Genomic DNA, 25,759 nt, shown 5'->3' with positions numbered 1-25,759 from the left:
CGACATACTCATGTTCAGTTCGTGAGCTGGTGCCAGGGGAAAAACCGTATCCACAAGGGTATTGAGTGGGTCTAACTTCCATGGCATGGACACTGCATACAACGAAAACTCCCATATTCGATGGTGTAACCTATCAACCCGAACACCTGTTACCCATCAACCCGGTCTATACATCCCAGGGAGAGGGAGTGCCCCTGCTTGAAAGTGGGGTTATGCAAGGGTCTCCCCAGGGAGAGGGAGCAATACCCGCCTCTGGAGGAGAGATGATACGCGTTCCCGCGTAGGGAATGCCAAGCGTCCCCCTTCGCTTTTAGTGCGACAACACTGGGGCTTGTCCCGCGCTCTTTTGCCGACCCTGTGACGACGCTATCGAATCGGCCGACTATGTTCGCTCTTGAAGTCTGCTCGTGAGGATTAATAGCACGACTTCCTCTGTAGCGAGTGAACAGCCGCAGACCCGTGTCACTCAATCACTGCAACTGACTTTCGTCTTGGCCGCTCGCGCTTCCCATTGAGCATCGTGCCAATGGGCGTGTAGCGCACGCCAAGCTGATACGTGGCGAGCAAAACTGCGGTCACAGTGACGCAGATCAGCACAAACTTCAGATGCGGGCTTATGGGCCAATCCAGTACGATGCGCTGGGCAAAGACGATGAGCGGCAGGTGCCACAAATAGAGCCAGTAGGATGAATCCGACGCGTAGCGCACCCAGGGCCGTTCCCGCGAGGCAATCAAGCGAAAGAGGCCGATCAATCCGAAGCACATCAGCCACGCATACACAACCTGGAACACGGTCGAGACCGGCAATACCCACGCAACTTTCTCTTCAGGAAACAGCAGGACAAAGGCGACCGGGAATACCAATAAGAGCGCCGGCAGCAGCCCCAGCACCCACCAGCGGCGCATTATGAAGCGACGCCGGTAGAAGAACGCGCCGAAAAAGAAGAAGCAGGCGTAGTAGCCCACTACAAGCGGATGTGGGACCAGTCCGCCTGGCGTATCGGGGCCGACAATCGGCTCATGCATGAAGAACTGCGGCGCCAGCGCAAGGGGGATCAACAACCACCAGAGCACGGGGTGGGAAAACTGCACGCCCAACCGCGCGAGCACAAGAAAGGCGGCGCCCAGCCAGAGGAGTATCCAGAGAAACCACAGGTGGTGAAAGCCGTACACCCAGTAGAACGGCCAAAAGCCAAAACTAAACTCGCTCCCTATGAAGGCCCATGAGTTCACCGGAATCACAGTGATGCAACACAATGCAAGAGGGAGTGCGATGCGCTTCCCACGATGCAACGCGAGTTGGCGTAGTCCGCGCCGCTCCCAAAGCATCGCGGTAAAGAACCCGCTCAACAGAAAGAAGACCGGCATGCGAAAGCCGTGAATCACGTTGAGACCAATCCAGTATACAAGTGCGGGTGGATCGGAATGCTGGATCGGCCAAGCATCGGGGATGAGAAAGAGGAACGCGTGCAAAACTATGCCCAGAAGCATGGCCCCGGCGCGCAGGGCGTCAAGTTCGTGGAAGCGCAGACTCGCAGGCATTGGGGCAGGAGGGGTACTCTTGATTTCAGGCGCGCCCGCCACAACCCCCGCTTGCTGCGTGGAGTCGCTGCCTTCTGGAGACGTCAGTTGCGGCATGGCACAACAACTGTCGCGAGAACAAGCCATTCAACGTGGAGAATTCGGTGACGTTGGGCCAGGAACGAGGCTCTCGGCATTTATCCTCTAGTCTCACTCACTCGCGTTTAGCCCCAATAGCCGCGCTCCGTTATCCCAGAGTAATGCATGGCGTTCCTCTCTGCTCAGGTGCGCCTCTTCCATGTGCTTGAGGGCTCGTCGCTGCGGCATAAGCGGGAAGTCACTCCCAAATAGCACCCGTGAACCCACCAGTTGCGATCCAATCCGATATATCTGCGGGGAATAGAGGTAGGGCGTGGCTGCGGTGTCATAGTACGAGTTGACCGCTAGCGATCCAATCTCCGGCATTAGTTCATAGAATGCCAAGCCCCCTCCCCAGTGGGCGAGGACTATGGAAACCTCTTGCGCCACTGTCAAGAAGCGGGCAAGCTTCTCCGGCGTGGCTTCACCTTTACCGGGATAGCTATGCCCCACTGGCTCACTGGCATGCAAGAGCATAACCATGCCGTGGACTTGGCACGCCTCGATGACGGGTCGCATCGTACGCTCATCGGTTATGTCAATTCCCTGTCCGTCGGCGTTGAGCTCGCCGACCCCGCGGAAGCCCAGCGCCGCGCAACGCGCGATTTCCTGGGCAGCGCCCGGATCGCCCGGCACGACCGCACAGAAAGGCACAATCTGGCGATACGGCCTGAGAGCTTCTAGAATAGAGTCGTTCGTTTCGCGGCAGAGTCCTGGGTCGCGCCAGCCGAAATTGAGTGCCACTGCCGCGGCAATGCTGTCCCGGTCCATTGCCTGCGCGAGGTCGTCGGCGGTTGCCAGCCGGCTCTGCGGGGCCGCATAGAGGGATTCAAACCAAGGCTCGCCGGCAAAATAATGCTCGCGCGCCTGTACAATTTCTGCGGGAAAGACATGAGTGTGAAAGTCAAGAACGCGCTCGCCGTCTATTTGCACATTCCCTTCTGCCGTGTGCGGTGTCCGTACTGCGATTTTAACACGTATTCCGGCATGCAGTCGCTCGTTCCGGCGTACGTGGAGGCACTATGCCGCGTCATTGCGCGCGAAGGTGCGGCCAGCGGACTTCAGGCCGCGCGCACCGTCTACTTTGGTGGCGGCACGCCCTCGCTGCTAGAACCCCAGCACGTTGCCCGAATTCTCAAAGCAGTAGATGCCGTCTTGCCGCTAACGGCCGATTGCGAGATTACGCTCGAAGCCAATCCGGTAACGGCGGATGCCGAGCGCTTTGCCGGATTTCGCGCCGCCGGGGTCAATCGCCTTTCGTTCGGCGTACAGAGTTTGAACGACCGTCTGCTGAAGGTGCTCGGTCGCGACCATAGTGCCGAGCAAGCGAAACGCGGCCTACTCATTGCACGACAAGCCGGCTTTGAGAACGTCAGCCTCGATCTGATGTACGCCGTGCCGAATCAATCGCTCGCCGACTGGCAACACGACGTTGAACAAGCCCTTGCGCTTGCGCCGGAGCACCTGTCGCTCTACTGCCTCACCGTGGAACCCACCACGCCCTATGCACGCTGGGTAGCCAACGGCCGGATCAAACTCCCTGCCGATGACATTGCCGCTGACATGTACGCCTCTGCGCGCGAGCGCTTGGCGGGCGCCGGCTACGAACACTACGAAATTTCCAACTGGGCCTTGCCGGACAAGGCAGGCGAGCACAACTCAATCTACTGGCGCTATGAACCGTACTTGGGCCTCGGGGCCGGTGCGCACGGCTACCTTGACAGCGTGCGTACCGAAGAGATTCGTGCGCCGCGTACGTACATTGAACGTGCGTTCAGTGGAGAATCGACTGTGCTGCATCAAGAAGACATCTCGCAAGCCACCGCTATGGAAGAGACCGTCTTCCTCAACTTGCGTCTGTTGCAGCGGGGCATCCTGCGTCAAGAGTTCGCAGCTCGCTTTGGCGTCGATCCCGTCATTCTTTTTGGAGAAGTAGTGGAGGACTTGACCCGCGCCAACCTGATTTGCGTCGACAAGAACAGTATTCGTCTCACTTCAAACGGCTATTTTCTTGCAAATGAAGTCTGTGTAAGGCTCATGACCGCGCTGGAGTCTGGGATGACAACTCCTGTGTCTGTTTCATCCCGCTGAGCGTCAACGCAAGTGCTGCAGGCGTAGCCTACTGGACTGCAGTTGGTCCAGCTCTGGAGGTGCACTCTCAATGCCCCAACTCGCCAGGAGGTCTTTGGTCAGGAGACAGTAGCCTGCCTGGGATCGCGAGGGGAAGGCGCGCTCCCTGCGGGCGGATTCCCGGCGACCTTCTTCTTCTCAAAGTGCTGGACCACCAGCAGTCCGATTGTCGCAACGATCACTATGACGATCGCACCGTGAACGAATCGGATCGCGCCCGGAGGAAACGTGTCCCACAGTGCCCCTACGGCTATCGTGAAACCGAAGACTCCAAGGATGACGTACGCGACGAGCATACTGGTCTGCGATCCCTTAGATCGAGCTTGAGCCATGAAGAACGCTATGATGGCGTACACGATAGCGCAAGAGACTGCGGTCAAACCGGCCCGCAAGAAGTGCTCCCACATCTCTATACCAGGCACGTCCCTGGCCCCCCACCAGAGCGCGTCCAGAATCTCCACAGCGACTAGAGCGATGAGGACGTAAACGACCCGACGCACTGCCTGATAGATTCGGGCCGGGCCGATGACGACAAGGGACAAATAGCCGCCATACATCCCACAGATTCCAACGCCGACCAATGAAAACATTGCCCGCCGCAGCTCGTTGGGGCCGCCCGCGAAGTCGGTCCATACCTGCCAAATCATGATGGACAACCCCACACATAAGAAGGCCGCCCATAGCACCGGCAGGAATGACAGAGCCTGCCACAGTGCGCCTGCCCGGTCACGGTAGCTGAGGGCGAGATAGGCATTGGCAACCACACTGAGCATGATGCCTATTATGATCAACATGGTGAAAAACAGGTCTTCGAGGTTCAAGAACGAGAGATCGAACCGGAGCGAAATCAGTCCGAGGACTGCCCACGCGAGGATGCCCGCAGCGGCAATCCAAATGAAAAGCGGCGTGACAACTGCCAAGAAACCGCCGGAAGGGTCTATACGCAGGAAACGCTTGTATCCGCCCAGCGACTTGCCTGGGGCCACCGCAGCATCCCGCACGCGCGGCTGGGTACCGGCTGCTTCCACCGTCTCGGAAGTATCGTCGCTTGGGGGCTGCGTGGCGGCCTCTCTTGGCGCCACCGGGGCACTATCCTTACGCGTCTGGCTCGCTGCGCCGCTCACCGCCGCCATACTTGGATCCTCACGCGGTGGCCTTCCGGTCTGGCTGGGCGTCACCTGGGCATCTTCGCCGCGCGGTTGCCGCGTAGGCTCGGCTTCCGCCGCCCGAGCCTCATGCGGTTGCGTCGGCGCGCCGCATTGCCCACAGAATTTGGCGCCTTCACTCAACGCGCTGCCACAGTTTGTGCAGAATTTACCAATGCGTTCCATGCGGCCACCTTCTTGCCTACTATCCGGCCCAGAGCCTATTTGCCATCTGCAACAAATGGCTTGTAGTGCTGACATCCAGTAGTATAAGACATACCGTGCGGCTTTGTGAATGGCTGGCTTTGTGCAACCCTCTCTGCGCAGCACCGCTAACCCTAAGAATCTACTCGAATGCGAGAAGCGGTGCACATTGAAATGGTCGCCAGTGTTGACATTGCAGGCTCTACACGCCGCTGACTTTGGAGGCAGTTGCCATGCTCCGCTATGTGTTGGGTTTCATACTTACGGTCGTCATCGTCACCGCAGGCGTCGTCGCGGTTGTCGTCTTGTACGACCTGGAGTCACCCGCATCACGCCCCGTGGACTCTCCTGACACTGCGAATCGCGGCGCCGACTCTACACCATCGAATCCCCGGCCGGCGGAGGCGTCCCGATCCGCTAGCCCAACCCCAGCGCCGACAGTCGAGCCGCTACCTACGCTGCCGCCTGTGCCGAAAGCCACGCCTTATCCTGCCGGCGACCCCGAGCTCTACGGTGCGATCTGGCGGAGTACCAGCGATGCGGAGAGATTGCAGGCTCTCGTCGATGAAGGCAGAGAAGTGAACGTCAGTAACGAACAGGGTGATCCGTACCTATCCACCGCGATCTGGCGGGCCTCCCCAGAGAAATTAAAGATTCTCGTGGACGCCGGTGCAGATGTCAATGCGCGCGATAGCAATAATGATCCAATGATTTACACCGCGATTTGGCGTAAAAGAGACGAAGCACTGCGCATTCTGGTCGACGCCGGTGCAGATATAAACGCGCGCGACCACAACAACAATCCGATGCTGTACGCTGCGATTCAATGGGACAATATCGAAGCGCTACGCATACTCGTCGCTGCCGGCGCGGACGTAAATGCCAGATTGGCCGATGGCCGTTCTCTCCTGGCGGCGGCGAGTTTTCAGGGCACGCCTGAATCCGTACAGATCCTGGTTGGCGCAGGCGCCAAGGAATAGGAGAATTCGGGAGCCACGAATCGCCGAGAGGGAGTACCAGAAACGGCTTCGAACATACAGAGGGTGGGCTCCGGGGAGATCAGTGTATGGTCAACCGAAGTCCTGGGGGCGGAAGTGCTGCCAACCTAACGGCTGAGCAATCCCCATTTGACACCCACCGGCGGACCTTGGCCCCATCTTTCTCCAATTCGTAGCTTCCTGGGCTAAGATCAAAGTCGCGCCCAACCCTTCTTGCCGATCATCCGGTTTTCTTCTCCCCGATATGTACGGTTCAAAGGGAGAGACATGAGATGAAAGCAACTCGTGAAATGAGCATCCACGCAAGCAATTTGCCTTCAGTTTGTATGCCCTCTACCGGCTCCAAAGCCCACCGCAGCGAGTTTGTTCAGATTCCTTCAGATTGTTACTATGGCCTGCAGAGACGCGCCAACCAGCGCTGATCAGAGTTTTCGAGGAGAGGTTCACACTCGTGCGTACAGACTATGACAGGGCTGTGCCCTTTGACTTTGACGGGTTGTCTATCCGGGAACTCACTCCTCGCAGCCTACAATCAGCCTCAATTGCCACCATCGACGTTCCTCCCGGTGCCCGGCATCGCACGGCACGCTCGAGCAGCAGTGAAAAGCTCTACGTTTGTCTCGAAGGCCCGCTTTCATTCGTCGTCCGGGACCGAGAGATTGAGCTAGGTACTCTGGATGTCTTACACATCCCCATGAACGAGTGGTTCAGCTATTACAACGAAAGTGGAAATCCTGCGAGACTCCTGCTCATCCACGTCCCGCCCTTCGACTTAGACAGCGAGGAGTTCTTGGAAATACAGGACAATGGCACGTAGTGGAAATTAAGGAGGAGTGTAGCGGAAGCAACTCTGCCAAGTAGAGATAAGCACAGTCCATGTGTATTGCAACGACAAACTAGAAGGAGAAACCAATGGCCGTATTCTTGCACACACGCGTACGCGTGAGCGACCTGGATAACTCGATCAATTTCTACTGCGAACACCTCGGCTTCAAGGTGATCAGCCGGAGCGAGCGCTCACCGGACGGCAACCAAATTGCCCATCTCGAGCTGCCCGGTAACCTGCATACTCTGGAGCTTACATACTCTGACGACTACGACCTCAACGTCCCCGAGGACCTCATGCACTTCGCCATCGGCGTGCCCGACCTGATTGCATTCTGCGCCGAGCTAGAAGGTAAAGGCATTGAGATTTGGCCTGACGGCTGGCGGGAAACGTTCGCCGAGGGTAGAAAGATGGGGTTCATCGACGATCCCGACGGGTACGAAATAGAGTTACTCGAACGGAACGACGCGTGAACCGGCTGATTCTCCCTCGCTTTGCCAGCAAAACTTGGTTGCCAAATGCTGCAATTATGTAGAGGTGCGGTGCTCCCAAGCATGCTCTTGGCGCACCGCGAGCGTGCGGCGAACTGCGTTGAATCGCGAGGTGCGCATTCCCTTCGCGCTGCAGAAACTCAGGTACGGCTGGCATGCCACCCGGTCTCTGGGTTGAGGTCTCCTGCCCGCGCCGGATGCGACTCGCGCACCTGACACACGCACGACACCAAACCGTCTTGAACTCGCTCGAGGCTCTAGAGCAACATGTCCGGCGCGGCCTCGGCATACCAGTTCTGATCGGCAAAGTGGCGGGTCTCCTCCAAGCCGGTTGCCGTCGCCAATATGGCCTCCATCGTATGTCCTGAGACGGGATGTTCTAGGTGCGGGGCGATTTCCGTGAGCGGGCAGAGAGTAAATCCCCGCTCAGTTAGGCGCGGGTGTGGAATCGTGAGGGCTGCGGAAGCAATCTTCAGTTCGCCATAGAACAGGATGTCTACATCCAACGTGCGCGGCGCATTCGGAAAGGACCGCACGCGCCCGAGTGCTACTTCTGTTTCCAATGCCAACTTGAGCAGCGCTTCAGCGCTCAGTTCCGTATCTCCCTCAAGCACGGCGTTGAGAAACCACGGCTGCTCGGCGTGGCCGACCGGTTCGGTTTCGTAGACTGAGGAAACCTGCGTAAGCATGACTCTTGCGTGTAGCCGCTGCGCGGCGCCGCGCAAGTTCGCGAGTCTGTCGCCGCGATTGCTCCCAAGACCTAAGTAAACAACCGGCATAGCCTGTTCCCCAGTTCCTTGCGGTCATCGACGCTAGCACTGCCGCCACCAATGGGCAATTGACCACATCTCATGGGCGGCGATGGCAAAGGCAGATGTCTTGCGCCTTCAACAAGACTCTAAGTCAAATGCCGCAGGACGTGCCCGGAGCTTCCCGGTTCATCCGCCGATTGCGATTGCTCACCCCTGCAGCTAACGCCTGAGACCAAGTGGCGGTCACGTTCCCCGCAACCCAAATCGCCTGCAGACCGTGTATTCGGCTCCTTGCGGCTTCAACTCGCTTTTCATTAGCAAGACTTCTGCTACCTGAAAGGGGATCGGTGGCATTTCGCGCTGCGTCGCCGCCCAATTCTCAAGCGATTCCTGCTCCCACTGAGCGACACCGTCACGCACACGCGCAAGCGTGCTGTGGGGAGAGAACGACCGTACTTCTCGTGCGAATCCTTCACTTTCCAGCAGGCGCTCCGTTCTATCATGCAACCGCTGCAACCGCCCGTCCGTATCTGCCACCGTTGCCCAGACCATCTGCGGCCTTCTGCCTCGGCGCACAACCTTTACACCCGTGATGGCAAGTTCCAGCGGAGGCACGCTCGCAACGACCCGCTCCATTGTGGCCTCAATTGTGCTTCTCTGTGCCGCAGGTGTTTCACCAAAGAACTTGAGCGTGATGTGCACATTCTCAATCGGCACCCAGCGTACTCTGTCAGCGTGCTTGGCCACTAATCGCACTCTCTCTGCCATGCAATTTCGGGCGCTACCGGGCAGGGCAATGGCCAGAAACAGTCTCTCTGTATCCACTAGGCTACGCAACTCTTACTCCAGATTGAGGCAGGCTACCCACACGGCTGCCGTCATTAACTCGCGTCCTGATCGCCGTCTTCGAGGTAACGGGTTGTCCTCTGAAGAGCACGAGAAATGAAGTTGACACCTAGCCGCACATTCAATGCCCAAAGCAATCCCTTGTCACGTGCCGCACGACAAAAGTATAATCGCTGTGAAATAGGGTTGCCTAATGCGGGCAAGACTTGTCCGTGGTGATGTCTCGTTTCTTGGGCAGTCTAGCTGGTATGCGTCCCTCATGTTAAACGATGGACGCGGATCTTACCCTACCACTGTTGGGCAACGACCCTTTCACTGCTTCTTTGAGAACTGCATAGAATTGCTCTGCACGCTAGGTCAACCACATGAAGGTACGTAAAGGGGTCTTTCTGGTTGCCGGACTGGGCACCCGCACACTCCCCGCGGCAAAATCAGTCCCGAAAGTTATGCTACCGCTTGCCGACAAGCCGGCAATCCAGTACGTGGTTGAAGAGGCCGTGGCAGCAGGCATCGAGCAAGTCATTCTTGTCACGGCTACCGGCAATCAAGCTGTCGAGGACTACTTCGATACCGCCTACCGTCTTGAAGAGAGTCTTGCCGCGAGAGGCAAGCGCACGGAACTGGCGGAGTTGCAAGCGCTCAAGGAAATGGCAACGGTCATTGGCGTACGCCAGCATGCGCCGCTCGGCACCGGCGACGCCGTACGCACGGCCCGCAGCGTCGTCGGCGATGAACCCTTCGCGGTTTTTCTCCCGGATGACGTTATTGACGGCAATCCTCCTGCCATCAAGCAGCTCATCGACGCGCATGAAACCTACGGAGGAGAAGTCGTTGCCGTGATGCCTGTGCCGCATGCCCACGTCGACCGGTACGGCATCGTGGAAGGCACACACGTTGCGGCAGGCATTCAGCGGCTGCACCGTCTCATCGAGAAGCCGCCGGCAGACGAAGCGCCGTCTAACCTGGCCATTGTCGGTCGCTACGTCTTTACGCCGGCAATATTCGATTTCATCGACCGAATCCCCGTTGGCTCCGGTGGCGAAGTTCAGATCACGGACGCTATAAACTCCCTTGCCCAAGCAGGTTCTGTCTACTCGTGCGAGTTTACGGGCAAGCGCTACGACATGGGCGACAAAGTAGGCTACTTGAGCGCCTCTATCGACCTTGCCCTCAAGCGGCCTGACCTTAGGCCCGGGCTGCTCGCCTATCTGCGCAGTCTCGATCTCGACCATCTGGACACCGCAACGTGAGCCCTGGGATTGCGCGCGCTCAGTTGCTTGCGGAGCTTACCTCTCGCCGTGAACGCGTCTATGGCTACCTTCAAACAGGAATTGACCCTAACGCTCTGCGTTCGCTCCACCTCGGCGAGGCAGTGGCCAGCTACCTGCAACAGCCGGGCAAAGGGCTGCGGTCAAGCATCCTCCTCTTGTGCTGCGGCGCCACCGGCGGCGCAGAAGAACGCGCAGTTCCCGCCGCCGCCGCAGTAGAACTCTTCCACATCTGGACGCTAGTGCATGACGACATTATCGACCAGGACGACCTGCGCCGAGGCAGACCGACGGTTCATGCAGACTTTGCGGAACGAGCCAAGCAAGAGCTGCACTTGACCGGTGCTGACGCCGCCCACTATGGACGTACGCAAGCCTTGCTGGCCGGCGACCTGCAGCAAGGTTGGTCCGCTATGCTGCTCACGAAATCCACAACAGAGCGAGGCGTAGATGCAACTCTTGTCCTTAATCTCATTGCTGAGCTCTTCGGCTCGGTAGAGGCGCGTCTCGTAGACGGCGAGGCGCTCGACGTGCAGTTCAGCTTACAAGATATCACGGAGATTACTGAGGCAGAAGTTCTTGACATGATGCAAAAGAAGACCGGCGTTCTCTACGCGTTTGCTGCCACCGCCGGAGCTTGTATCGGCCTGAACGCCTGGCGGCCGGAAGACTCTACGGTCTCAGCGCTGACAGCCTTTGCCACCAACTGTGGCATCGCCTTTCAACTGCAGGACGACGTGCTTGGCGTAGTCGGGGATTCCGCTGCCACAGGCAAGCCGGTCGGCGCGGACATTAGAGAAGGTAAACGGACACTCATCGTGAAAGAGGCACTGCGCAATGCTTCTGCCGCACAGCACAAACAGATACTCAATACCCTCGGCAACCGCACAGCCAGCAACGAGCAGGTCCAAGTCGTGACGCGACTGCTGCTGGATTTGGGTGGCGTTGCCCACGCGCATGCGCTCGCCCAAGCCTACATTGACCGGGCACACAGCAACCTCGCGCCCATACCGCAGCAGCCCCATCGCCAACTCCTGCACGCGATTGCCGACTTCGTCCTGGAGCGCGATTCCTAGCTCGTTTCTCGTTTGCATTCACTAGTGTAGTAGCGTACTCTAGCGCCAAGTAGACCACAGGGACTTAGCGCCCAGAGTGTGACAGTTCAGACTGCCGGTAAGGCTCAAGAGACTGGGCTTTCATCGCTCCAAGGGAGCCGAAAACAGGCCCATTTTCACTAGACGGTGGCAAGACCACTACCGTGCGGTAGTGCGTAGCAGACGAGGCGCCGGTCCGGGCACACAGTTTACCAAAGGAGAAGGCAGCATGGCAGACGTTATGGGAGTTGGCTTGATTGGCCCCGGGTGGGTAGCCAGCGAGCACATTCGCGCTTTCAATAAGAACCCGCATACGCGAATGGTGGCAGTTTGCAGCCGGGACAAGGCCCGCGCGCAGGCGGCGATTGACGAGTTTGGGCTTGACGCCAAGCCCTATACCGACTACGAAAAGATGCTCGCCGATCCCAACGTTGACATAGTTTCCATCTGCACGCCCAACTTCGCCCACGCTGAACAGGGCGCCCTGGCAGCGGAAGCAAATAAGCATCTCGTCATCGAGAAACCCATCGCAATCTCAGCGGAGCAACTAGAGCGTTTGGTAACGGCGGTAAGGAAAGCCGGCGTCAAGAGCGTCGTGAGCTTTGTGCTGCGCTGGAACCCGTTAGTCCAAACGCTGCACCACCGGCGGGAAGCAGGCGACTTTGGGCACCTCATCTATGCTGAAGCAGACTATATGCACGAAGTGGGCTACTTGCGTCCACCCGGCCACTGGGGCCGCTATAAGAAGAACGTGGGCAGCGCAATGCTCTCCGGCGGCAGCCACGCGATGGACTGCATCCGCTGGTTGACCGGCAAGAACGTGGAATCGGTGTCTGCCTATGCCACACCGGTGCGCTTGGAGGAAAAGGGCTTCGACTTTCCGCTCACCACAGCGGCAGTGCTGCAGATGGAGGATGGCGTCGTCGGCCGTGTAACCGCCACCATGGAGGCCCACATGCCCTACGTCTTCCACATGTCTTTGCAAGGCGATCAGGGCACGGCACGAAACAATCTCTTTTATTCCTCTGCCTTTCCCGGCACCACCGGATTCATGGAAATTCCAACTGTACCGCCGGATTCAGGGGACGTGGCCCATCATCCGTTCCAGGGGGAGATCGATCACATAGTTGATTGCATTCTGAACGATGAGGACTCTTTCGCCGACATCTTCGACTCGGTAAATACACATGAAGCGTGTTTTGCCGCCGATATTTCGGCCGCGGAAGGACGCCCCGTCGCGTTGCCCCTTGTCGGTTGAGTCGAAGAGCGTGTTTGTGGTGTCACAGGATTTCGCAGGCTGAAGTTTCCGAACTTGCAGAAGCCGTTCGTGGTGATTGCTGCGCGCAGCACCGTTTGAACCATGAACGGCCCTTCCACAAGCTCAGAGCTTGCCCCGTACGCGATACTTCGTATCGCACGATACAGCGTATCGGACGATACGGGGGCGAATGGAAAACGTAGCCCTACGCCCCATTGCAACACCCACTAAGCGAGGTGAAGCGCAACCATGCCAATCGTCGAATCTCACGTTCACATCTGGACCCAGGACAAGAAGTATCCCTTCTCTCCCACATTGCCGGATGTGCCTGTGCCGACGACGTCTGCCACTGCCGAATTGCTGCTGGAAGAAACGGGCCAAGCAGGCGTCGATCACGTTGTTCTCGTCCAGCCGAGCACATACGGCTGGGATAACCGCTACCTTGCAGATAGCATAGACCGCTATCCTCAGCAGCTTGCCGGGGTCTGCCTAGTAGATCCCTTGGACGACAAAGCGCCGGAGCAGCTTGAGTACTGGGTCACGGAACGCAATTTTCACGGCGTGCGGCTCCACGCGGTTCGACCCGACAGCGCCAGTTGGTTCACGACCGCACAAACCGACCGCATCTGGCGAAAAGCTGCAGACCTTGGCATCCCAATCTGCTTACTCTTGGACTTAGAGCATGCCCCAATGGTTGAAGTGATGCTGCAGCGCTTTCCTCAGGTAGATGTCGTTCTCGACCACATGGGTCGCATTGATGTTTCGGAACAACCGCCATATCCCGTTTTCACTCGCTTTCTTGCGCTCGCGGACTTCCCCCGCACGTATGCCAAAGTCTCGGGCATGCTGCACTATAGCGCCGAGGCGTATCCTTTCGCGGATACCCATCCCTTCTTCCGCAAGGCAAGAGACGCGTGGGGGCCGCAACGCCTCATGTGGGGCACTGACTGGCCGATGTTGCTTGACAAAGCCGGATACCTACCCCGCTTGACCGCAGTCCGCGATGAAATGCCGTTCTTTAGCGAAGCTGATCTCGAATGGGTTCTCGGCGGGACTGCTCTGAGACTCTGGGGCTTCGCCACGTAAGGGTTCAGAGAAGCCGAACAACGCCTGTTGCAGGCTCAGACGTGAGTCATTGGGGCTGCAAGGCGTATGTCAAATAGACCTTACATGTGTTCGGTCGTTCGACCGTTTCGGCACTTCTTACTCACAGGGGTCCGCTATTTCCCAGCGCTTTCAATGGTTGAAGCGTAGATTGCTATGGCTTTCAGTTTGTCTCCCCACAACGACGAGCTTCTCAGTTTCTCCTGCAATGCCGTTCTCGTGAGCGTAGACCCACCAAGGCTTCCAACCCATTCTCCAGCGCAGATCTCTCAGTCTTAGACTGTCATTTTGCAGTGATCGACGGGGTAGTGTATTATTGACACAGACAGTTTGCTCAATCCAGCCGAGCGGGATCAACGACGAATGCCCGTGCATCTTAAACTCGGCAGACTGGCTACCTCTCTAGTTTTAGGTATCACCCTCAGTCTGCTTTCCTCTACTCTGCCTCTCTACGCTGCTGATTCTATGGATCATGCAATCAGCGGCGGGCACTTCTATCGGCAAGCCAACGGATTCGGTGGCCAAGGCGACCGGGGATTCCTGATCTGGGATGAGCCTGGTGGCCCTGCATTCTACAGTGTGTTCCGCCAGCTTGGCGGCGTGAGAACGCTTGGCTATCCGGCCTCGCGGCGGTTTGAAGAAGACGGCTTCATCTATCTGGTAACCCAGGGCGCGCTGCTTCAGTATGACCCCAAGCTGCGTCAGGTGCTCCTTGCCAACACCTTCGAAATCCTCGAGAGAGCCGGCTTGAATGACCTCCTCTATGCCCGCGGTATCCCCATGTCTATTGTCGATGACGGCTCAAACGGGGACTTTGCAAAAGCGAAGCAGACGCGTCTCAGTTGGCTGACAAACGACGCCATCAAACAACATTATTTGAGCGTGGGCGGCGAGGAAAGGGCAATCAATCTCTTCGGTCTTCCCATGTCAAAGCCACAAGCGTTTGGTCCGTTCGTTACCCAGCGCTTCCAACGCATCACGCTCCAGTACTGGATAGAGGACATTCCCGGTGTTGCGACAAGAGGTGACGTAAAGACGATTCTCGGTGGAGACCTCTTGAAGGAGTTCGACCTGCTGCCGCTTGAAGCAAAGCTGCCGCACATGAGCTACGAACGTCCCTCTCCAATCAATGTCAGCACATTGCAGGAAGAGAAGCGTTTCGCAAACATCATTGCCGAAGGCAACTCAGAATTCACTGGTTCCTCCCGATCGCGCGTACACAACATTGTTTTGGCTGCGTCGAGGATTCATGGCAACGTCATCCAGCCCGGTGAGACCTTTTCCTTCCTGAAGGCACTTGGTCCTATTACCCTTAGCGCCGGGTATCACACCGGTCTCTTGATCTGGGGAGATCAAACCATTTGGGGTGTTGGCGGCGGCGTCTGTCAGGTGTCAACTACGGTGTTCCGCGCTGCCTTCTGGGCCGGCTTGCCAATTACGGAACGAAACCAGCACTCGTATCGTGTGAGCTATTACGAGCTAGACGGCAGCCCTCCCGGCTTCGATGCCTCAGTCTACAATCCGGGCCTGGACCTCAAATTCGTCAACGACTCCGAGCATCCCATTCTGATACAGGCGCACGTTGACCCACATGACATGGAACTTACAATCACGTTGCGCGGCAGGGAGCTCAACCGCACTGTAGAGATGCTGCCGGTCATCGAGACGAACGTCGAGGCTCCGGGGCCGCCGCTGCCGGACACGCCGGATCCCAGTCTTCCATGGGGCGTACGCCTGCAAGTCGAGTGGGCCGTAGAGGGCGTAGATACTGTGATTCAAAGGCAGGTGGTGCAAGGAGAGGATACTCGTACTGATGAGTTCCGCAGCGAGTTCACTCCCTGGCGGGAACGCTGGGTAGTGGGTAGGGCGAGATAACGAGATTGGAATAAGCAACGACAGTCGGCGGTGTAATCCCTTATCGAAACAGCCTGAGCCCAATCCTCCAGCCAGCCTAGACGCGGAACAGGCGATCCGCTCACTGGCGACCGTGAAAGCAAGAGACCTGCCTCAGAATGCTGAACAATCTGAGGCAGGTCTGTTTCATTTAAGACAGAGGATTTTGTAACGCAGAATCAAGAACGTCCACCGCCGCCACTAGCTATTCATCACACGCTGCTCAAACTCGGTGACGACTGCCAGCAAGTGGTCATCGAGCCGTTGCAAGACTTCCTCGCGTATGTCCGGCGGCACGCCGCCAAAATAGGGTTCCGCAATGGACCCGGCAATACAGGCCAGGGTGTCCGCATCGCCGCCAAGTGAAATGGCGTTGCGGATAGTATCTTCGAAGTCCTCTGCTTCCAAGAAAGCCGTAATCGCCTGCGGCACTGTTCCCTGGCACGATTCGTCAAAGCTGTATGAGGGTCGGATTTCATCCAATGTTTGCCGCAAGTCGTAACCGCACGAGGATTCCACGAATTCTTTAATCTCGGTCTTGTCGTGGCCGGTCTTTGCAAGGAAAACTGCGGCGGCAGTGGCCTGTGCGCCTCGTATGCCCTCCGGATGGTTATGCGTAACCGCAGCACTGCGTTCCGCCAGATCCAATGCCTCCTCGAGGTTGTTTGCAGCGTAAGCTACCGGGCTAACTCGCATGGCCGACCCGTTGCCCCAACTGTTGTAGGGCGCGAACGAGTCGGACGTTGCCCAGACGTGAAAACTCGTACCATATCCGGCACCGGGATAGCGCCCATAGTACTCCTTGAGCGTGACAGCATAGTCGAGATCGTGCAGCAACGCGTCGGCCAACGCGATAGTCAACACTGAGTCATCGGTAAAGAAGCACTTGGGGTCAATTAACGGAAAGTCTTTCGTCTTGGTAGCAGTATACTCGTGTACCGAGCCGATCACATCACCAGCTATTGCGCCAAGCATTGCTCGACCCCCTGACTAACGCGCGTTGATAAAGACAATGGCAAACATCCCCAATACAATGCCGGTGGCGGTGAGTCGTCCAAACCGCTCGCCAAACAGCACCATGCCACCGATCAAGGTCGTTGCCAAGCCCACGGTTGCAGCCAGCGGAAACACGATCGTGCCGGGGAGGACCTCCAGCGCACGGAGCAGCATGGCAATTTGAAAGAGATTGGCTGCACCCATCAACACACCCAAGCCGATGTTGTGCCGCAGCGAAGCGGTCCTCCATTCCGGCAAGCGGAAACGCTTGCGCAAGGGCCAGACAAACGCGGCGCCTAAGGTCGCGGTCACGAACACGGAAGCAGTATACAGTGGTTGATACTCCGGTGTACTCCACACGGCAAACGCTTTTGCCGCGGTAAATCCCACGCCGGACAGAACTAGCACCACCAGCAACACGCTCCACGTCCGCAGCGAGTGCCCGCGTCCGTTACGCGCTGCCTGGTGCGCGTCCGCGCCCAACAGCGGCAAAGCTACGAACGCGAGCGCGAGACCGACCACTTGGAGCGCGGCCGGCTGCTCCCCCCACAAAAAGACCGACGCCAGCGTTGGCAACGCGATTGAAAGACGAATGATGCCAAACGTTACACCAATACCGACGAGCTCTACTACCGTAAACAGCACCGCCAGGCTGATCTGGTATTGGAGTCCGTTGATAGCTCCCAAGACAATTACGCGCACGTCCAGGTCGGGAATACCGTTCAGCACCGCCCAGGTGACAGCCAGCAGCGCCGCTACCGCATAGTTGATAGTTCCTACGGTCAAATAGTGGTACTGCTTGCCCCGCGCCAGGCGCAGTGACATGGCAAACACAAAGTTGCCGAAGACTTGACCGGCAATGAATATCATGCCGGCCTGAAGTGTGCAGGTTGAACCGGCATACCGGTCTGCCAAGATTCAATCGCGGCAAGCGCCACGGCGACCGTGTTGGCCCCCTCCCACACGTTGGTGAGGGGAGTTTCGTTCTTGACCACACACTGGTATACGTGATCGACCACGGCGGCAATGGGTTTTCCGCCTGGGGGTTGAAACGGCACAGGCCATGCTTCTTCATCAAACGCGTGATTTGCTGAAGAGACAAACTGTTTGTCGCGATCCTGCTGCCCTCGCGCGCGCTCGATCGTGCCGTCGGTACCGAAGAGTACCAGGTTGTGCATTGTCTCTCGCACCAGGCCGTATGAGGTAGTGCACTTCCCTACGGCGCCGTTTACAAAGTGCAAATTCGCAATCATACAGTCCGGGAAGGGAAAGTCCGGCAGAGCTCGTCCCGCTGCCTCGCAATGGACTCGGTCTACTTCACCGACGAGCCAGCGCAGCATATCGAGAGAATGCGAGCCACCGCCAAGTATGGGGTAATGCGAGTGTTCGGCGGAACCGCGCCATACAGTCCGTTCGCGAATTAGCCGGGCAGTGTTGTGAAGGTAGTCGGCCTCGGCATAGTAGATGTCTCCCAATCCCCCACCGACAAGGTGTTCCTTGATTGACTGGTAGTAGGGATAGAACCGCAAGACCTGATCGACCGCCAGCAGCTTCCCAGATTCCTCCACCGCCCGAATCATTGCCTCGCACTCCTGGAGCGAAATGCACATCGGCTTCTCCACAATGACGTGCTTGCCGGCGTGCAGAGCCTGCACCGCCATGGAGGCATGAAGCGCGTGGGGTGTCGCAATTACCAAGAGCTCGATGTCCGGATCGGCCACAATCTCGGCGAAGTCCGTGTAGCAGCGCACATTTGCATGCTCTTGACTGACCGCCGCAAGCACGTCTCGCTCCTTACCGCAAATGGCGGTGACCGTCGCGTGGGGATGCGCAGCGAACGCTTCAACGAATCTCCGGCCTACTCCGAGTCCAACAACACCCACGCGCAAGCTGGGGAAATGCGATTTCATAACGGCTACCTCTCTCACACTGGACTGTTGCACGTGCGCCCCGGCAACCGAGCGCAGCGTTCTCCATTCTAGCGTATTCCAGACTAAGTCACGTATGCTTTCCGTGAGAAAGAACGTGGGTGGGAGACCTGACTTTGCATCCAGCACTTCATTTGATAGTATGCTAGTCAAGATTTCGCATTATTGCATAGTTAGAGTTAGACCGAGTACCAACTAAAGGAAGTCTTATTGTGGCTTTCGATGTCATACTCTCAATTGGGCTGCTAATCGTCGTCGCCAAGCTCTTGGAGGGTGTGCTCCGGCGGTTTCGACTTAACTCTATCGTGGCATTTACTGCGGCGGGCGTGGCGTTAGGCCCAATTGCCGGCGTCATCGAGCCGACGGAAGAATTGCAGGTACTGCTCGGCATCGGCATCTTTCTCTTCTTCTTTCTCATTGGCCTCGATGAGATTGATATTTCCGGCTTTATAGCCACAATCCGCGGTCGTTTCTTTGTGGCCGCGACCCTATCGGTCATGATTTCTCTCCTGCTGGCGCTTGGCGTTACCTCCGATATTTTCTTTGACTTCGGACTGGGCCTGGACTTCACGGAAGCGCTGGCATTGTCAGGGATCCTGTCGCTTTCCAGCCTTGGTTTGGTAAGCAAAGTTCTCGCCGATGAAGGTCATCTGCGCAAGCCAATCGGCATCCAGATTTTCGTCACCGTTCTGATTGCGGAATTGATCGCGCTGCTCATTGTGGGGTTTACTATTGGCGAGCACGTGGCGGAAATCAACGTGCAGAGCATCCTCATTCTCCTGGCGAAGATCGTCGGCTTCACGCTCGTTACGTGGATTCTCTCCAGTCGCGTGATCCCGCCTTTGATCGTACTCTTGAAACGTACGTTGCACGTGCCCCAACTCTCATTCGGCTTACTCATCGGCGGGCTCTTTGTAGTGGTTGGAATCTCCGAAGCTGTGGGCACCCACGGCTCACTGGGGGCATTGCTCTTTGGCGCCGCCCTCTCCGGTCTGCCTTACCAACTGCGCCAGGACATCGTACCGGGCATGCGGAGCGCTGCCGAAGGGTTGTTCGTGCCCCTCTTCTTCGCCTCGGCGGGACTGCATCTCAGTCTCTCATTCACGGAGTTGCCGATTGAGACTATTATCGCGCTGGTGAGTGTTCCGCTCGTGGGCAAATTCGCCGGTTCTCTCGTCGGCGCCTTTGTATCGCGGCTGGAAATGCCGTTCGCCCTCGCGACGGGGCTGATGGCAAAGGGCGTAGCGGAAATTGCATTGCTCTTGGTGCTCCTGGAAACCGGCATTATCGGGGATGACATCTTTTCACTCCTCGTGCTCATCATGTTTGCGTACATCTTGCTGGCGCCGTCGGTGATCAACTATGCCGTAAACCGCGCCAAGCCTTCGGAACATACAACGCTGCCCGATTCAATTCCGGCATCTCTGGCGCGCTTTGCCCTCGACGACATTACCGTCAACGACATACTTGACCGCACGCGTAGCTATCCTGAACCGCAGATTTCGGTGCGAAAGTTCGTGGATCAGTGGCTCATCCCCCAGCAACACGACTATGTGATCGCGGATAATGGGAACATCTCCGGAATTGTTTCATTGGGCATGCTGCGCTACTTGCCGAAGGAAGCATGGCCCACGACTCAGTTGGAGAAAGTCGTGCGCCGCAAGACACCAATGGCCCGACCCGACGAGCCGATAGAAGACGTGCTCCAACGCATGATGGAAAACTCACTAACAGTCATTCCGGTGGTGGAAGAGGACAGTGGGAAGTTTCTCGGAGTGGTTTCCCGGCAGGACGTTGTGGATCTCATAACGCTGGAAGCCCGCGGGGCGCACTAGCCACCCGTTTGAGAGGCGCTCGGACGAAACTGGCGGTTACTCGTGCCCTCCACAGGCGAGTGAAGACCCCGGTGCGGATGCCGGTTCCCTCTATGGGGAAACCCGCAAATCACCCCGTCATTCCGGCTTTAGCCGGAATTCAGGGGGAGTGGATGGCTTGGCATTGCTCGCCTTCAAGCCGTTCTTCACCCCAATCCCGATCTCTCTCCCTCAAGGGAAAGCAATTCGTAAAGGTCTCAATTGGGAGTGTAGCTATCCCGTTTTCATGAAAACAGGCACCCCTCCCGCTATCATCGAATCTGCTACCATGAAGCGAAAGCCTGTATAGAGCACACCCCAAAACGATAGGAATTAGGACTTCTATGAGCGCCGTCGATGCCAGCCGCATACAAGCAACTGCCGAGCTACTTTCCGCCCTCGTAAGCATTCCGAGCATGAACCCGGCCTTTATGGCCGATGGCTCCGGCGGCGAAAGCGGGCTTGCCGACTTCGTCGAGTCTCAGCTACAGGACCTCGGCATGGAGACTCAGCAACACGAGGTGCTGCCGGGGCGGTCTAACGTCTTCGGCCGGCTGCGCGTGCCCAACTCCAAGGGTCTTTTGCTCTTCGAGTGCCACATGGATACGGTCGGCGTAGATACGTGGGGGCCGGAAGCCTTGGAGCCACGGGTGGAGGGGACCACGCTGCACGGGCGGGGCTCCTGCGATGCCAAGGGCTGCCTGGCGGGCATGATACTGGCAATCCGCGAACTGGCAAAGCACCCGGAAGACCTTGACTATGACATAGGATTGCTCGGCGTCGTTGATGAAGAGTACCGCTTTCGCGGCATCGTCGGATTCATAGAGCAAGGGATTGAAGTAACAGCAGCAGTGATTGGCGAACCAACAAGGCTAGAGCTGGTGACCGCCACGAAAGGCGCGGTGCGCTTCACGCTGCAAACCAAGGGCAGGCCCGCCCATAGCAGCCAGCCTGAACGGGGTAACAACGCGATTTACCAAATGGTCGACGTCATTCACCACTTGCGCGAAACGCTGGACCCGCGCTTTGCGGCGCGCTCGCATGCGCTGGTGGGGTATCCCACCTGGGCCATCGGTATCATCCACGGCGGCCACGCGGCCAATGTGATTCCGGAGACCTGCGAGGTGGTGGTAGACCGCCGCATCATTCCAGGTGAGACTTCGGAGGGGTCAATCCGGGAATTCGAAGAGGCCATGGAGCAACTCGCTGCAACCAAGCCGGACTTGCATCCCAGTGTCGCCTCGCGCGACCTCGCCGATTGGCCGCTGGATACGGCTGAAGACGAGGAGATCGTGCAGGCCGCTATGCGCGCGCTGCGGGCACACAACCTCCCGCCGGAGCCGCAGGGCGTGACCTACGGCACCGACGCCAGCAAACTGCAAGTCAAGAGCGGTGTGCCCTGCATCGTCTATGGCCCCGGCGACATCGGCTACGCCCACACCGACCACGAACGCGTCGACCTCACCGAAGTCGCTCAAAGCGCCGACATCTACGCCCAAATCGCCCGCGAGTTCAAGCCCTAGCGAGCAATCCGTCTTGGATTGCTGCTATGGGGTGACCTCGCTCATTGACGCAGTTGCCCTTAGCACTAGTAGACACGGAGATACAACCCACCAGCCCTTCGGCGGAACATGCTCCTAGCGTGAGGCGTTTCCGCGCTCCCAACTACGCTTCAAGCTGTGGGGGAGGGAGAAGTTGGTTGATGTGCGCCATGGCGGCGTCGACGTGGCGCTTGCCGTCTTGCAAGCTGAAGCCCACGTGGCCGGGGAAGAACTGCGTGAATTCCAGTTTGGCAAAGCGCCTTACGGTGGCGATGGACTCCTCAAGCGAGCAATCCCAAATGTTCTGGAGCAGGATGCGCCCGCCAAAGAAGAGGGCGTCGCCGCAAAAGAGGGCACGGCGAACGCAGTCGTTGTATTCCGTGCAGTCTGCACGTTCCGCACAGTCGTCGCTTGCGGCGCGCTCGTCAACCAGAAATGCCAGGTGACCCTGGCTATGCCCATCGGCTTTCACTACCGTTACAGCGAGGGAACCCACACGAATTACGTCGCCACCTGAAGCTCCGGTGGCGGAGGAAACCGGCCGCAGGCGGTTTTCTACCGGATACATTCCCGTCTGACGCGCGGCCACCAGGCTCGCGGCCTCCTCATCACCCGTCTCAAGCCAACCTGCCACGTCCTGGGAAGCGACTATTTCGGCACCACATAGTTGCTGCAATTCCGCCGCGCCGCCGGCATGATCGAGGTGCAGGTGCGTGATGAGAATCTTCGTAATGTCGCTGGGCCGAAAGCCTGCCGCCTCTATCTGGCCCACAATCGCCGGCACGTCTCTGCCCACGCCGGTGTCAATGATTGCCAGCTCCGTACCGCCGTCCAGCAGATACACATGGCAATCCAACGGGTGGGTAAGGCTGAAGCCGTTCTGGCCGCTACCAACGAGATGAACGGTATCCGTGAGCTGCATGAGACAATCCCTTTCTAGCGGGTGCCTTGGCGTTTGATTGCGAACCAATCGGCTTCAGGCCTGAGCGATTCAGATCTGTTTCAAGGAGAGGGGGTCAGTTCAATCTCAGGCCCAAGTCGTGCATGAGCCTCTGAATGGGAGAGCACAATGCCACTTGCTAACCCAGGTACTGCAGAGCTTGTCCCGCACCTGGAACACGAGGCTCCCGTCCAAGTGTCGCTCAGCGGCGAATGAGACGAAAGAGCACGTAGCAGAGTCCGATTACGAGACCGCAGATCGCCGCGCCGCGCGTATCGAGAAGCGTGTTGACGTTGCCATTAACGCGACCGCCGACCACCACCACGCTGGCAACCTGCTCCGCCTCGATCTGCCCGCCGACGATCCACTGCGACACGGAGTAGTTCGTATCCACGCTGCCGCCAACCACCAGCCATGTTGCCCCTTCGGTTACGCTGACTTCGTGGCCGGCAGCGATCCCTGTCAGCCCTTGTTGCAGCGACGCAGCCTCCGCCTGCACGACGCCGGTAGCCGTGTTCTGCATGTCGATATCATCGGCGACCACGTGCCGCACGAGACTGTTTGTGATCTGAAAGCGTTCGTCAACTTCCGAAGCGTCTCCGGCAGCCTGTTGATCGCCGTCACTCATTGCTTCTTGAGAAGCGTCTTCCGAAACGTCATTGCCTGCCGGCGCCTGTTCCGGCCGCACCTCAGAAGACCCCATATTCGGCACCCCTTCTGCTCAACGGTTGCTTTCGCCCCGGCACGTGCCGTTCGTAGCAGCGCGCCCCTCACATTCTATGATAACAGCCCCGCATAGTGGCAAAGTGATCCGGCGCTACTGTCCCGCTGTCCGCACGAAGTCCATTACCTCTTTTACCGGCACCTGCGCCGCCGTAGCGACCCGCAGGCAGTCCTCGTACTCGGGGCTACGATTCACAACCTTGCCGCGCCAATGCGCCACCTTGCGGCGCACCGTGCCCCACGGTGTATCCACGTGCTCTACCTGCCGTTCAAGCTTGATCCGCTCGACCCGATGCAGCCGCACGCCAATCGTCGTTGTCTCTCGAAAGATTATGTCCAGGAGAGGCGCATGGTCTGCGGCCTCCGTGAGCACACTGAGCACATGCCCGGGCCGTCCTTTCTTCATTTGGACCGGGGTCAGCGTCACATCCAGCGCGCCGGCTGCAAACAAGAGCGCGGCAACATGTCCATACAACTGCGGATTCATATCGTCGATGGTGGTTTCGATCACAGTCGCCATGCCAGTAGCGTTACCAACAGACTCCTCCCCGATGATGAGGCGTAAGACGTTGGGGATGTCAGTGTCGCGCATACCCGCGCCGTAGCCAATGCGGTCCACCTGCATTGTTGGTATGGGGCCGAATGTGTCCGCTAACTCGCTGAGCACGAGCGCCCCGGTGGGAGTGAGCGTCTCGCCCATGTCCGGTGTGGCATAGATTGGCTTCTCCTTCATGAGGTCCAGCGTCGCCGGACCCGGAATCGGCCACCAGCCGTGACGGGTTTGAATAGGGGGGCTGCCGCCAACATTCACGGGCGAGCAAACAACGCGCTCAACGCCGAGCGCCTTCAGTCCCGCGACCACACCAACGATATCAAGTATAGAATCCACCGCGCCGACTTCATGAAAATGCACCGCCTCCGGCGCAACTCCGTGCATACGGCCCTCTACTTCTGCTAACCGGACAAAGAGCCTCTCGCTCGTAACAGCAACGTCGTCTTCCAGATTACTCGTCTTGAGCAGTTGCACGATATCGCCAAGATTACGTTCTACCTTGTGCTCGTGTGCATCGATGTCGATGTGAACTTGCAGAGCACGGAGCAAACCCTTGCGCACCTCTTCCGCCCGAACTTCGTAGCCGCCGAGCGGGATCTTGGCAAAGGTCGCCTTGAGATCTTCCAGCGCCCACCCGCCATCTACCAGAGCGCCAAGCATCATATCGCCCGAGGCGCCGGCAAAGCAGTCGAAATAGGCTATTCGCATGACGCATCCTGGACACTGCCTACTTCCGCCATGCGGCAAATCATGCCGGCCATGTATCCTGCGCCAAAGCCATTATCGATGTTCACGACGGCGAGTCCGGCCGCACAGCTATTGAGCATGGTGAGGAGCGGCGTCAGGCCACCGAGCGAGGCCCCGTACCCCACACTCGTCGGCACGGCAATGACGGGTCGATCGATCAGACCGGCAAGCACACTCGGCAGCGCGCCCTCCATGCCAGCCACGGCGACCACGGCGCGGGCCTGCTGCACGGTTTCAAGGTTGAGCAAAAGCCGGTGCAGCCCTGCCACACCCACGTCTGTCAATCGATCAACCCGGCACCCCATCAGTTCCGCCGTTAAGCTGGCTTCAGCAGCTACCGGCAAGTCAGCCGTGCCTGCAGCGACTACCGCTACCCGTCCCTCTGCCAGGTGCTGCAATTCGCGGCGGACGACGATGGCGTGGGCGTCTTCATGGTACTCGGCAGCCGGAATCCGCGCGTTCACGTCCGCAAAGAGTTCCGGTGTTGCGCGTGTGGCCAGGACGGTCTGATCATGGGCGAGCAACTCCTCGGCAATGCCGATGACTTGTGCCGAAGTCTTGCCCGGACAGTAGATAACCTCCGGGAAGCCTACCCGCAGTTGGCGTTGCGCGTCTACCTTGGCGAAACCCAAATCCTCGTAGGGAGCCAACCGTATCCGGCGTACCACCTGCTCTATGTCTGCGGTCCCACGTTGCAAGTCCGTGAGCAGCGCGCGTAATGTGTTTGTGTCCATCAGGGGAACACCAGACTCCAGTGCGTTCAATCACTTTACCAAGCAACAATGTGGCGATACTTGCGTCACTCGCCGC

At 58.1% G+C, this 25,759-nt stretch carries 23 protein-coding genes; 11 read left to right on the top strand and 12 right to left on the bottom strand.

What is annotated here, in order from left to right; genetic code table 11:
* Window positions 1-462 precede the first annotated feature (462 nt).
* A complete protein-coding gene (locus OXE05_14790; GenBank protein MCY4438582.1) occupies window positions 463-1,638 on the bottom strand; it encodes an acyltransferase in 1,176 nt (391 codons plus the stop codon).
* 93 nt (window positions 1,639-1,731) lie between these two features.
* Complete coding sequence (locus tag OXE05_14785) at window positions 1,732-2,592, bottom strand: amidohydrolase family protein (protein MCY4438581.1); 861 nt, start codon at window positions 2,590-2,592, stop codon at window positions 1,732-1,734.
* On the opposite strand from OXE05_14785, the gene hemW reads away from it, so the two are divergent.
* Window positions 2,557-3,750, top strand: a complete 1,194-nt coding sequence (hemW, locus tag OXE05_14780) for a radical SAM family heme chaperone HemW (protein MCY4438580.1) — start codon at window positions 2,557-2,559, stop codon at window positions 3,748-3,750. The two genes, OXE05_14785 and hemW, sit on opposite strands and share 36 nt — an antisense overlap.
* 98 nt (window positions 3,751-3,848) lie before the next feature.
* Here the strand turns inward: hemW and OXE05_14775 are convergent, their stop codons facing one another.
* Complete coding sequence (locus OXE05_14775; GenBank protein ID MCY4438579.1) at window positions 3,849-5,120, bottom strand: zinc-ribbon domain-containing protein; 1,272 nt, start codon at window positions 5,118-5,120, stop codon at window positions 3,849-3,851.
* A 251-nt stretch (window positions 5,121-5,371) separates the two neighbouring features.
* Here OXE05_14775 and OXE05_14770 point away from each other — a divergent pair, with 251 nt between their 5' ends.
* The 3 genes from OXE05_14770 to OXE05_14760 all read left to right on the top strand — a co-directional run bounded on the left by OXE05_14770 (window position 5,372) and on the right by OXE05_14760 (window position 7,435).
* Window positions 5,372-6,118, top strand: coding sequence for an ankyrin repeat domain-containing protein (locus OXE05_14770; GenBank protein MCY4438578.1), 747 nt, complete (start codon window positions 5,372-5,374; stop codon window positions 6,116-6,118).
* Between the two features lie 469 nt (window positions 6,119-6,587).
* Window positions 6,588-6,953, top strand: coding sequence for a cupin domain-containing protein (locus OXE05_14765; GenBank protein ID MCY4438577.1), 366 nt, complete (start codon window positions 6,588-6,590; stop codon window positions 6,951-6,953).
* A gap of 95 nt (window positions 6,954-7,048) precedes the next feature.
* Entirely contained in the window at window positions 7,049-7,435 is a 387-nt protein-coding gene (locus OXE05_14760) for a VOC family protein (protein ID MCY4438576.1), read from the top strand.
* A gap of 275 nt (window positions 7,436-7,710) precedes the next feature.
* Here the strand turns inward: OXE05_14760 and folK are convergent, their stop codons facing one another.
* Complete coding sequence (gene folK / locus OXE05_14755; GenBank protein MCY4438575.1) at window positions 7,711-8,232, bottom strand: 2-amino-4-hydroxy-6-hydroxymethyldihydropteridine diphosphokinase; 522 nt, start codon at window positions 8,230-8,232, stop codon at window positions 7,711-7,713.
* A 216-nt stretch (window positions 8,233-8,448) separates the two neighbouring features.
* On the bottom strand, window positions 8,449-9,030 hold the full coding sequence (gene thpR, locus OXE05_14750; GenBank protein ID MCY4438574.1) for an RNA 2',3'-cyclic phosphodiesterase: 582 nt from the start codon (window positions 9,028-9,030) through the stop codon (window positions 8,449-8,451).
* 386 nt (window positions 9,031-9,416) lie between these two features.
* Here thpR and OXE05_14745 point away from each other — a divergent pair, with 386 nt between their 5' ends.
* The 5 genes from OXE05_14745 (at window position 9,417) to OXE05_14725 (ending at window position 15,650) form a co-directional block, all read left to right on the top strand.
* On the top strand, window positions 9,417-10,301 hold the full coding sequence (locus tag OXE05_14745) for a UTP--glucose-1-phosphate uridylyltransferase (protein MCY4438573.1): 885 nt from the start codon (window positions 9,417-9,419) through the stop codon (window positions 10,299-10,301).
* Complete coding sequence (locus OXE05_14740; GenBank protein MCY4438572.1) at window positions 10,298-11,395, top strand: polyprenyl synthetase family protein; 1,098 nt, start codon at window positions 10,298-10,300, stop codon at window positions 11,393-11,395. Before OXE05_14745 ends, OXE05_14740 begins: the two co-directional genes overlap by 4 nt.
* Window positions 11,396-11,642: 247 nt before the next feature.
* Window positions 11,643-12,671, top strand: coding sequence for a Gfo/Idh/MocA family oxidoreductase (locus tag OXE05_14735; protein MCY4438571.1), 1,029 nt, complete (start codon window positions 11,643-11,645; stop codon window positions 12,669-12,671).
* Between the two features lie 249 nt (window positions 12,672-12,920).
* Window positions 12,921-13,757, top strand: a complete 837-nt coding sequence (locus tag OXE05_14730) for an amidohydrolase family protein (protein MCY4438570.1) — start codon at window positions 12,921-12,923, stop codon at window positions 13,755-13,757.
* Between the two features lie 483 nt (window positions 13,758-14,240).
* The gene (locus tag OXE05_14725) at window positions 14,241-15,650 is read left to right on the top strand and encodes a VanW family protein (protein ID MCY4438569.1); all 1,410 of its coding nucleotides are present in this window, start codon (window positions 14,241-14,243) and stop codon (window positions 15,648-15,650) included.
* Window positions 15,651-15,869: 219 nt separating this feature from the next.
* Here OXE05_14725 and OXE05_14720 read toward each other — a convergent pair whose 3' ends face one another.
* The 3 genes from OXE05_14720 to OXE05_14710 are packed head-to-tail and all read right to left on the bottom strand — an operon-like array spanning window position 15,870 to window position 18,574.
* Window positions 15,870-16,643 carry an ADP-ribosylglycohydrolase family protein gene (locus OXE05_14720; protein MCY4438568.1) on the bottom strand — a complete coding sequence of 258 codons (774 nt, stop codon included), beginning with the start codon at window positions 16,641-16,643 and terminating at the stop codon, window positions 15,870-15,872.
* Window positions 16,644-16,658: 15 nt separating this feature from the next.
* A complete protein-coding gene (locus OXE05_14715) occupies window positions 16,659-17,579 on the bottom strand; it encodes a hypothetical protein (GenBank protein ID MCY4438567.1) in 921 nt (306 codons plus the stop codon).
* The gene (locus OXE05_14710) at window positions 17,531-18,574 is read right to left on the bottom strand and encodes a Gfo/Idh/MocA family oxidoreductase (protein MCY4438566.1); all 1,044 of its coding nucleotides are present in this window, start codon (window positions 18,572-18,574) and stop codon (window positions 17,531-17,533) included. The genes OXE05_14715 and OXE05_14710 overlap by 49 nt, the downstream gene beginning before the upstream one ends.
* A gap of 230 nt (window positions 18,575-18,804) precedes the next feature.
* Here OXE05_14710 and OXE05_14705 point away from each other — a divergent pair, with 230 nt between their 5' ends.
* Window positions 18,805-20,427 carry a cation:proton antiporter gene (locus OXE05_14705; protein MCY4438565.1) on the top strand — a complete coding sequence of 541 codons (1,623 nt, stop codon included), beginning with the start codon at window positions 18,805-18,807 and terminating at the stop codon, window positions 20,425-20,427.
* A 362-nt stretch (window positions 20,428-20,789) separates the two neighbouring features.
* Entirely contained in the window at window positions 20,790-21,968 is a 1,179-nt protein-coding gene (locus OXE05_14700; protein MCY4438564.1) for a M20 family metallopeptidase, read from the top strand.
* Window positions 21,969-22,110: 142 nt separating this feature from the next.
* On the opposite strand, the gene OXE05_14695 is transcribed toward OXE05_14700, so the two are convergent.
* The 4 genes from OXE05_14695 to larB all read right to left on the bottom strand — a co-directional run bounded on the left by OXE05_14695 (window position 22,111) and on the right by larB (window position 25,683).
* The gene (locus OXE05_14695; protein ID MCY4438563.1) at window positions 22,111-22,908 is read right to left on the bottom strand and encodes an MBL fold metallo-hydrolase; all 798 of its coding nucleotides are present in this window, start codon (window positions 22,906-22,908) and stop codon (window positions 22,111-22,113) included.
* Window positions 22,909-23,128: 220 nt separating this feature from the next.
* Entirely contained in the window at window positions 23,129-23,629 is a 501-nt protein-coding gene (locus tag OXE05_14690) for a hypothetical protein (GenBank protein ID MCY4438562.1), read from the bottom strand.
* A gap of 114 nt (window positions 23,630-23,743) precedes the next feature.
* Entirely contained in the window at window positions 23,744-24,910 is a 1,167-nt protein-coding gene (larC, locus tag OXE05_14685) for a nickel pincer cofactor biosynthesis protein LarC (protein ID MCY4438561.1), read from the bottom strand.
* Complete coding sequence (gene larB / locus OXE05_14680) at window positions 24,901-25,683, bottom strand: nickel pincer cofactor biosynthesis protein LarB (protein ID MCY4438560.1); 783 nt, start codon at window positions 25,681-25,683, stop codon at window positions 24,901-24,903. The genes larC and larB overlap by 10 nt, the downstream gene beginning before the upstream one ends.
* Window positions 25,684-25,759 lie beyond the last annotated feature (76 nt).

It is taken from the genome of Chloroflexota bacterium, from assembly GCA_026710945.1.
Lineage (GTDB): Bacteria > Chloroflexota > UBA11872 > VXOZ01 > VXOZ01 > VXOZ01.
This window is presented reverse-complemented; position numbering and strand designations above follow the sequence as displayed.

Coding starts and splice junctions, on each gene's coding strand:
- OXE05_14710 (MCY4438566.1), bottom strand. CDS start 18,574: ATGAAATCGCATTTCCCCAGCTTGCGCGTGGGTGTTGTTGGACTCGGA.
- OXE05_14700 (MCY4438564.1), top strand. CDS start 20,790: ATGAGCGCCGTCGATGCCAGCCGCATACAAGCAACTGCCGAGCTACTT.
- OXE05_14690 (MCY4438562.1), bottom strand. CDS start 23,629: ATGGGGTCTTCTGAGGTGCGGCCGGAACAGGCGCCGGCAGGCAATGAC.
- OXE05_14790 (MCY4438582.1), bottom strand. CDS start 1,638: ATGCCGCAACTGACGTCTCCAGAAGGCAGCGACTCCACGCAGCAAGCG.
- OXE05_14775 (MCY4438579.1), bottom strand. CDS start 5,120: ATGGAACGCATTGGTAAATTCTGCACAAACTGTGGCAGCGCGTTGAGT.
- folK (MCY4438575.1), bottom strand. CDS start 8,232: ATGCCGGTTGTTTACTTAGGTCTTGGGAGCAATCGCGGCGACAGACTC.
- larB (MCY4438560.1), bottom strand. CDS start 25,683: ATGGACACAAACACATTACGCGCGCTGCTCACGGACTTGCAACGTGGG.
- OXE05_14730 (MCY4438570.1), top strand. CDS start 12,921: ATGCCAATCGTCGAATCTCACGTTCACATCTGGACCCAGGACAAGAAG.
- OXE05_14725 (MCY4438569.1), top strand. CDS start 14,241: ATGGATCATGCAATCAGCGGCGGGCACTTCTATCGGCAAGCCAACGGA.
- OXE05_14695 (MCY4438563.1), bottom strand. CDS start 22,908: ATGCAGCTCACGGATACCGTTCATCTCGTTGGTAGCGGCCAGAACGGC.
- OXE05_14745 (MCY4438573.1), top strand. CDS start 9,417: ATGAAGGTACGTAAAGGGGTCTTTCTGGTTGCCGGACTGGGCACCCGC.
- OXE05_14720 (MCY4438568.1), bottom strand. CDS start 16,643: ATGCTTGGCGCAATAGCTGGTGATGTGATCGGCTCGGTACACGAGTAT.
- OXE05_14770 (MCY4438578.1), top strand. CDS start 5,372: ATGCTCCGCTATGTGTTGGGTTTCATACTTACGGTCGTCATCGTCACC.
- larC (MCY4438561.1), bottom strand. CDS start 24,910: ATGCGAATAGCCTATTTCGACTGCTTTGCCGGCGCCTCGGGCGATATG.
- OXE05_14760 (MCY4438576.1), top strand. CDS start 7,049: ATGGCCGTATTCTTGCACACACGCGTACGCGTGAGCGACCTGGATAAC.
- OXE05_14735 (MCY4438571.1), top strand. CDS start 11,643: ATGGCAGACGTTATGGGAGTTGGCTTGATTGGCCCCGGGTGGGTAGCC.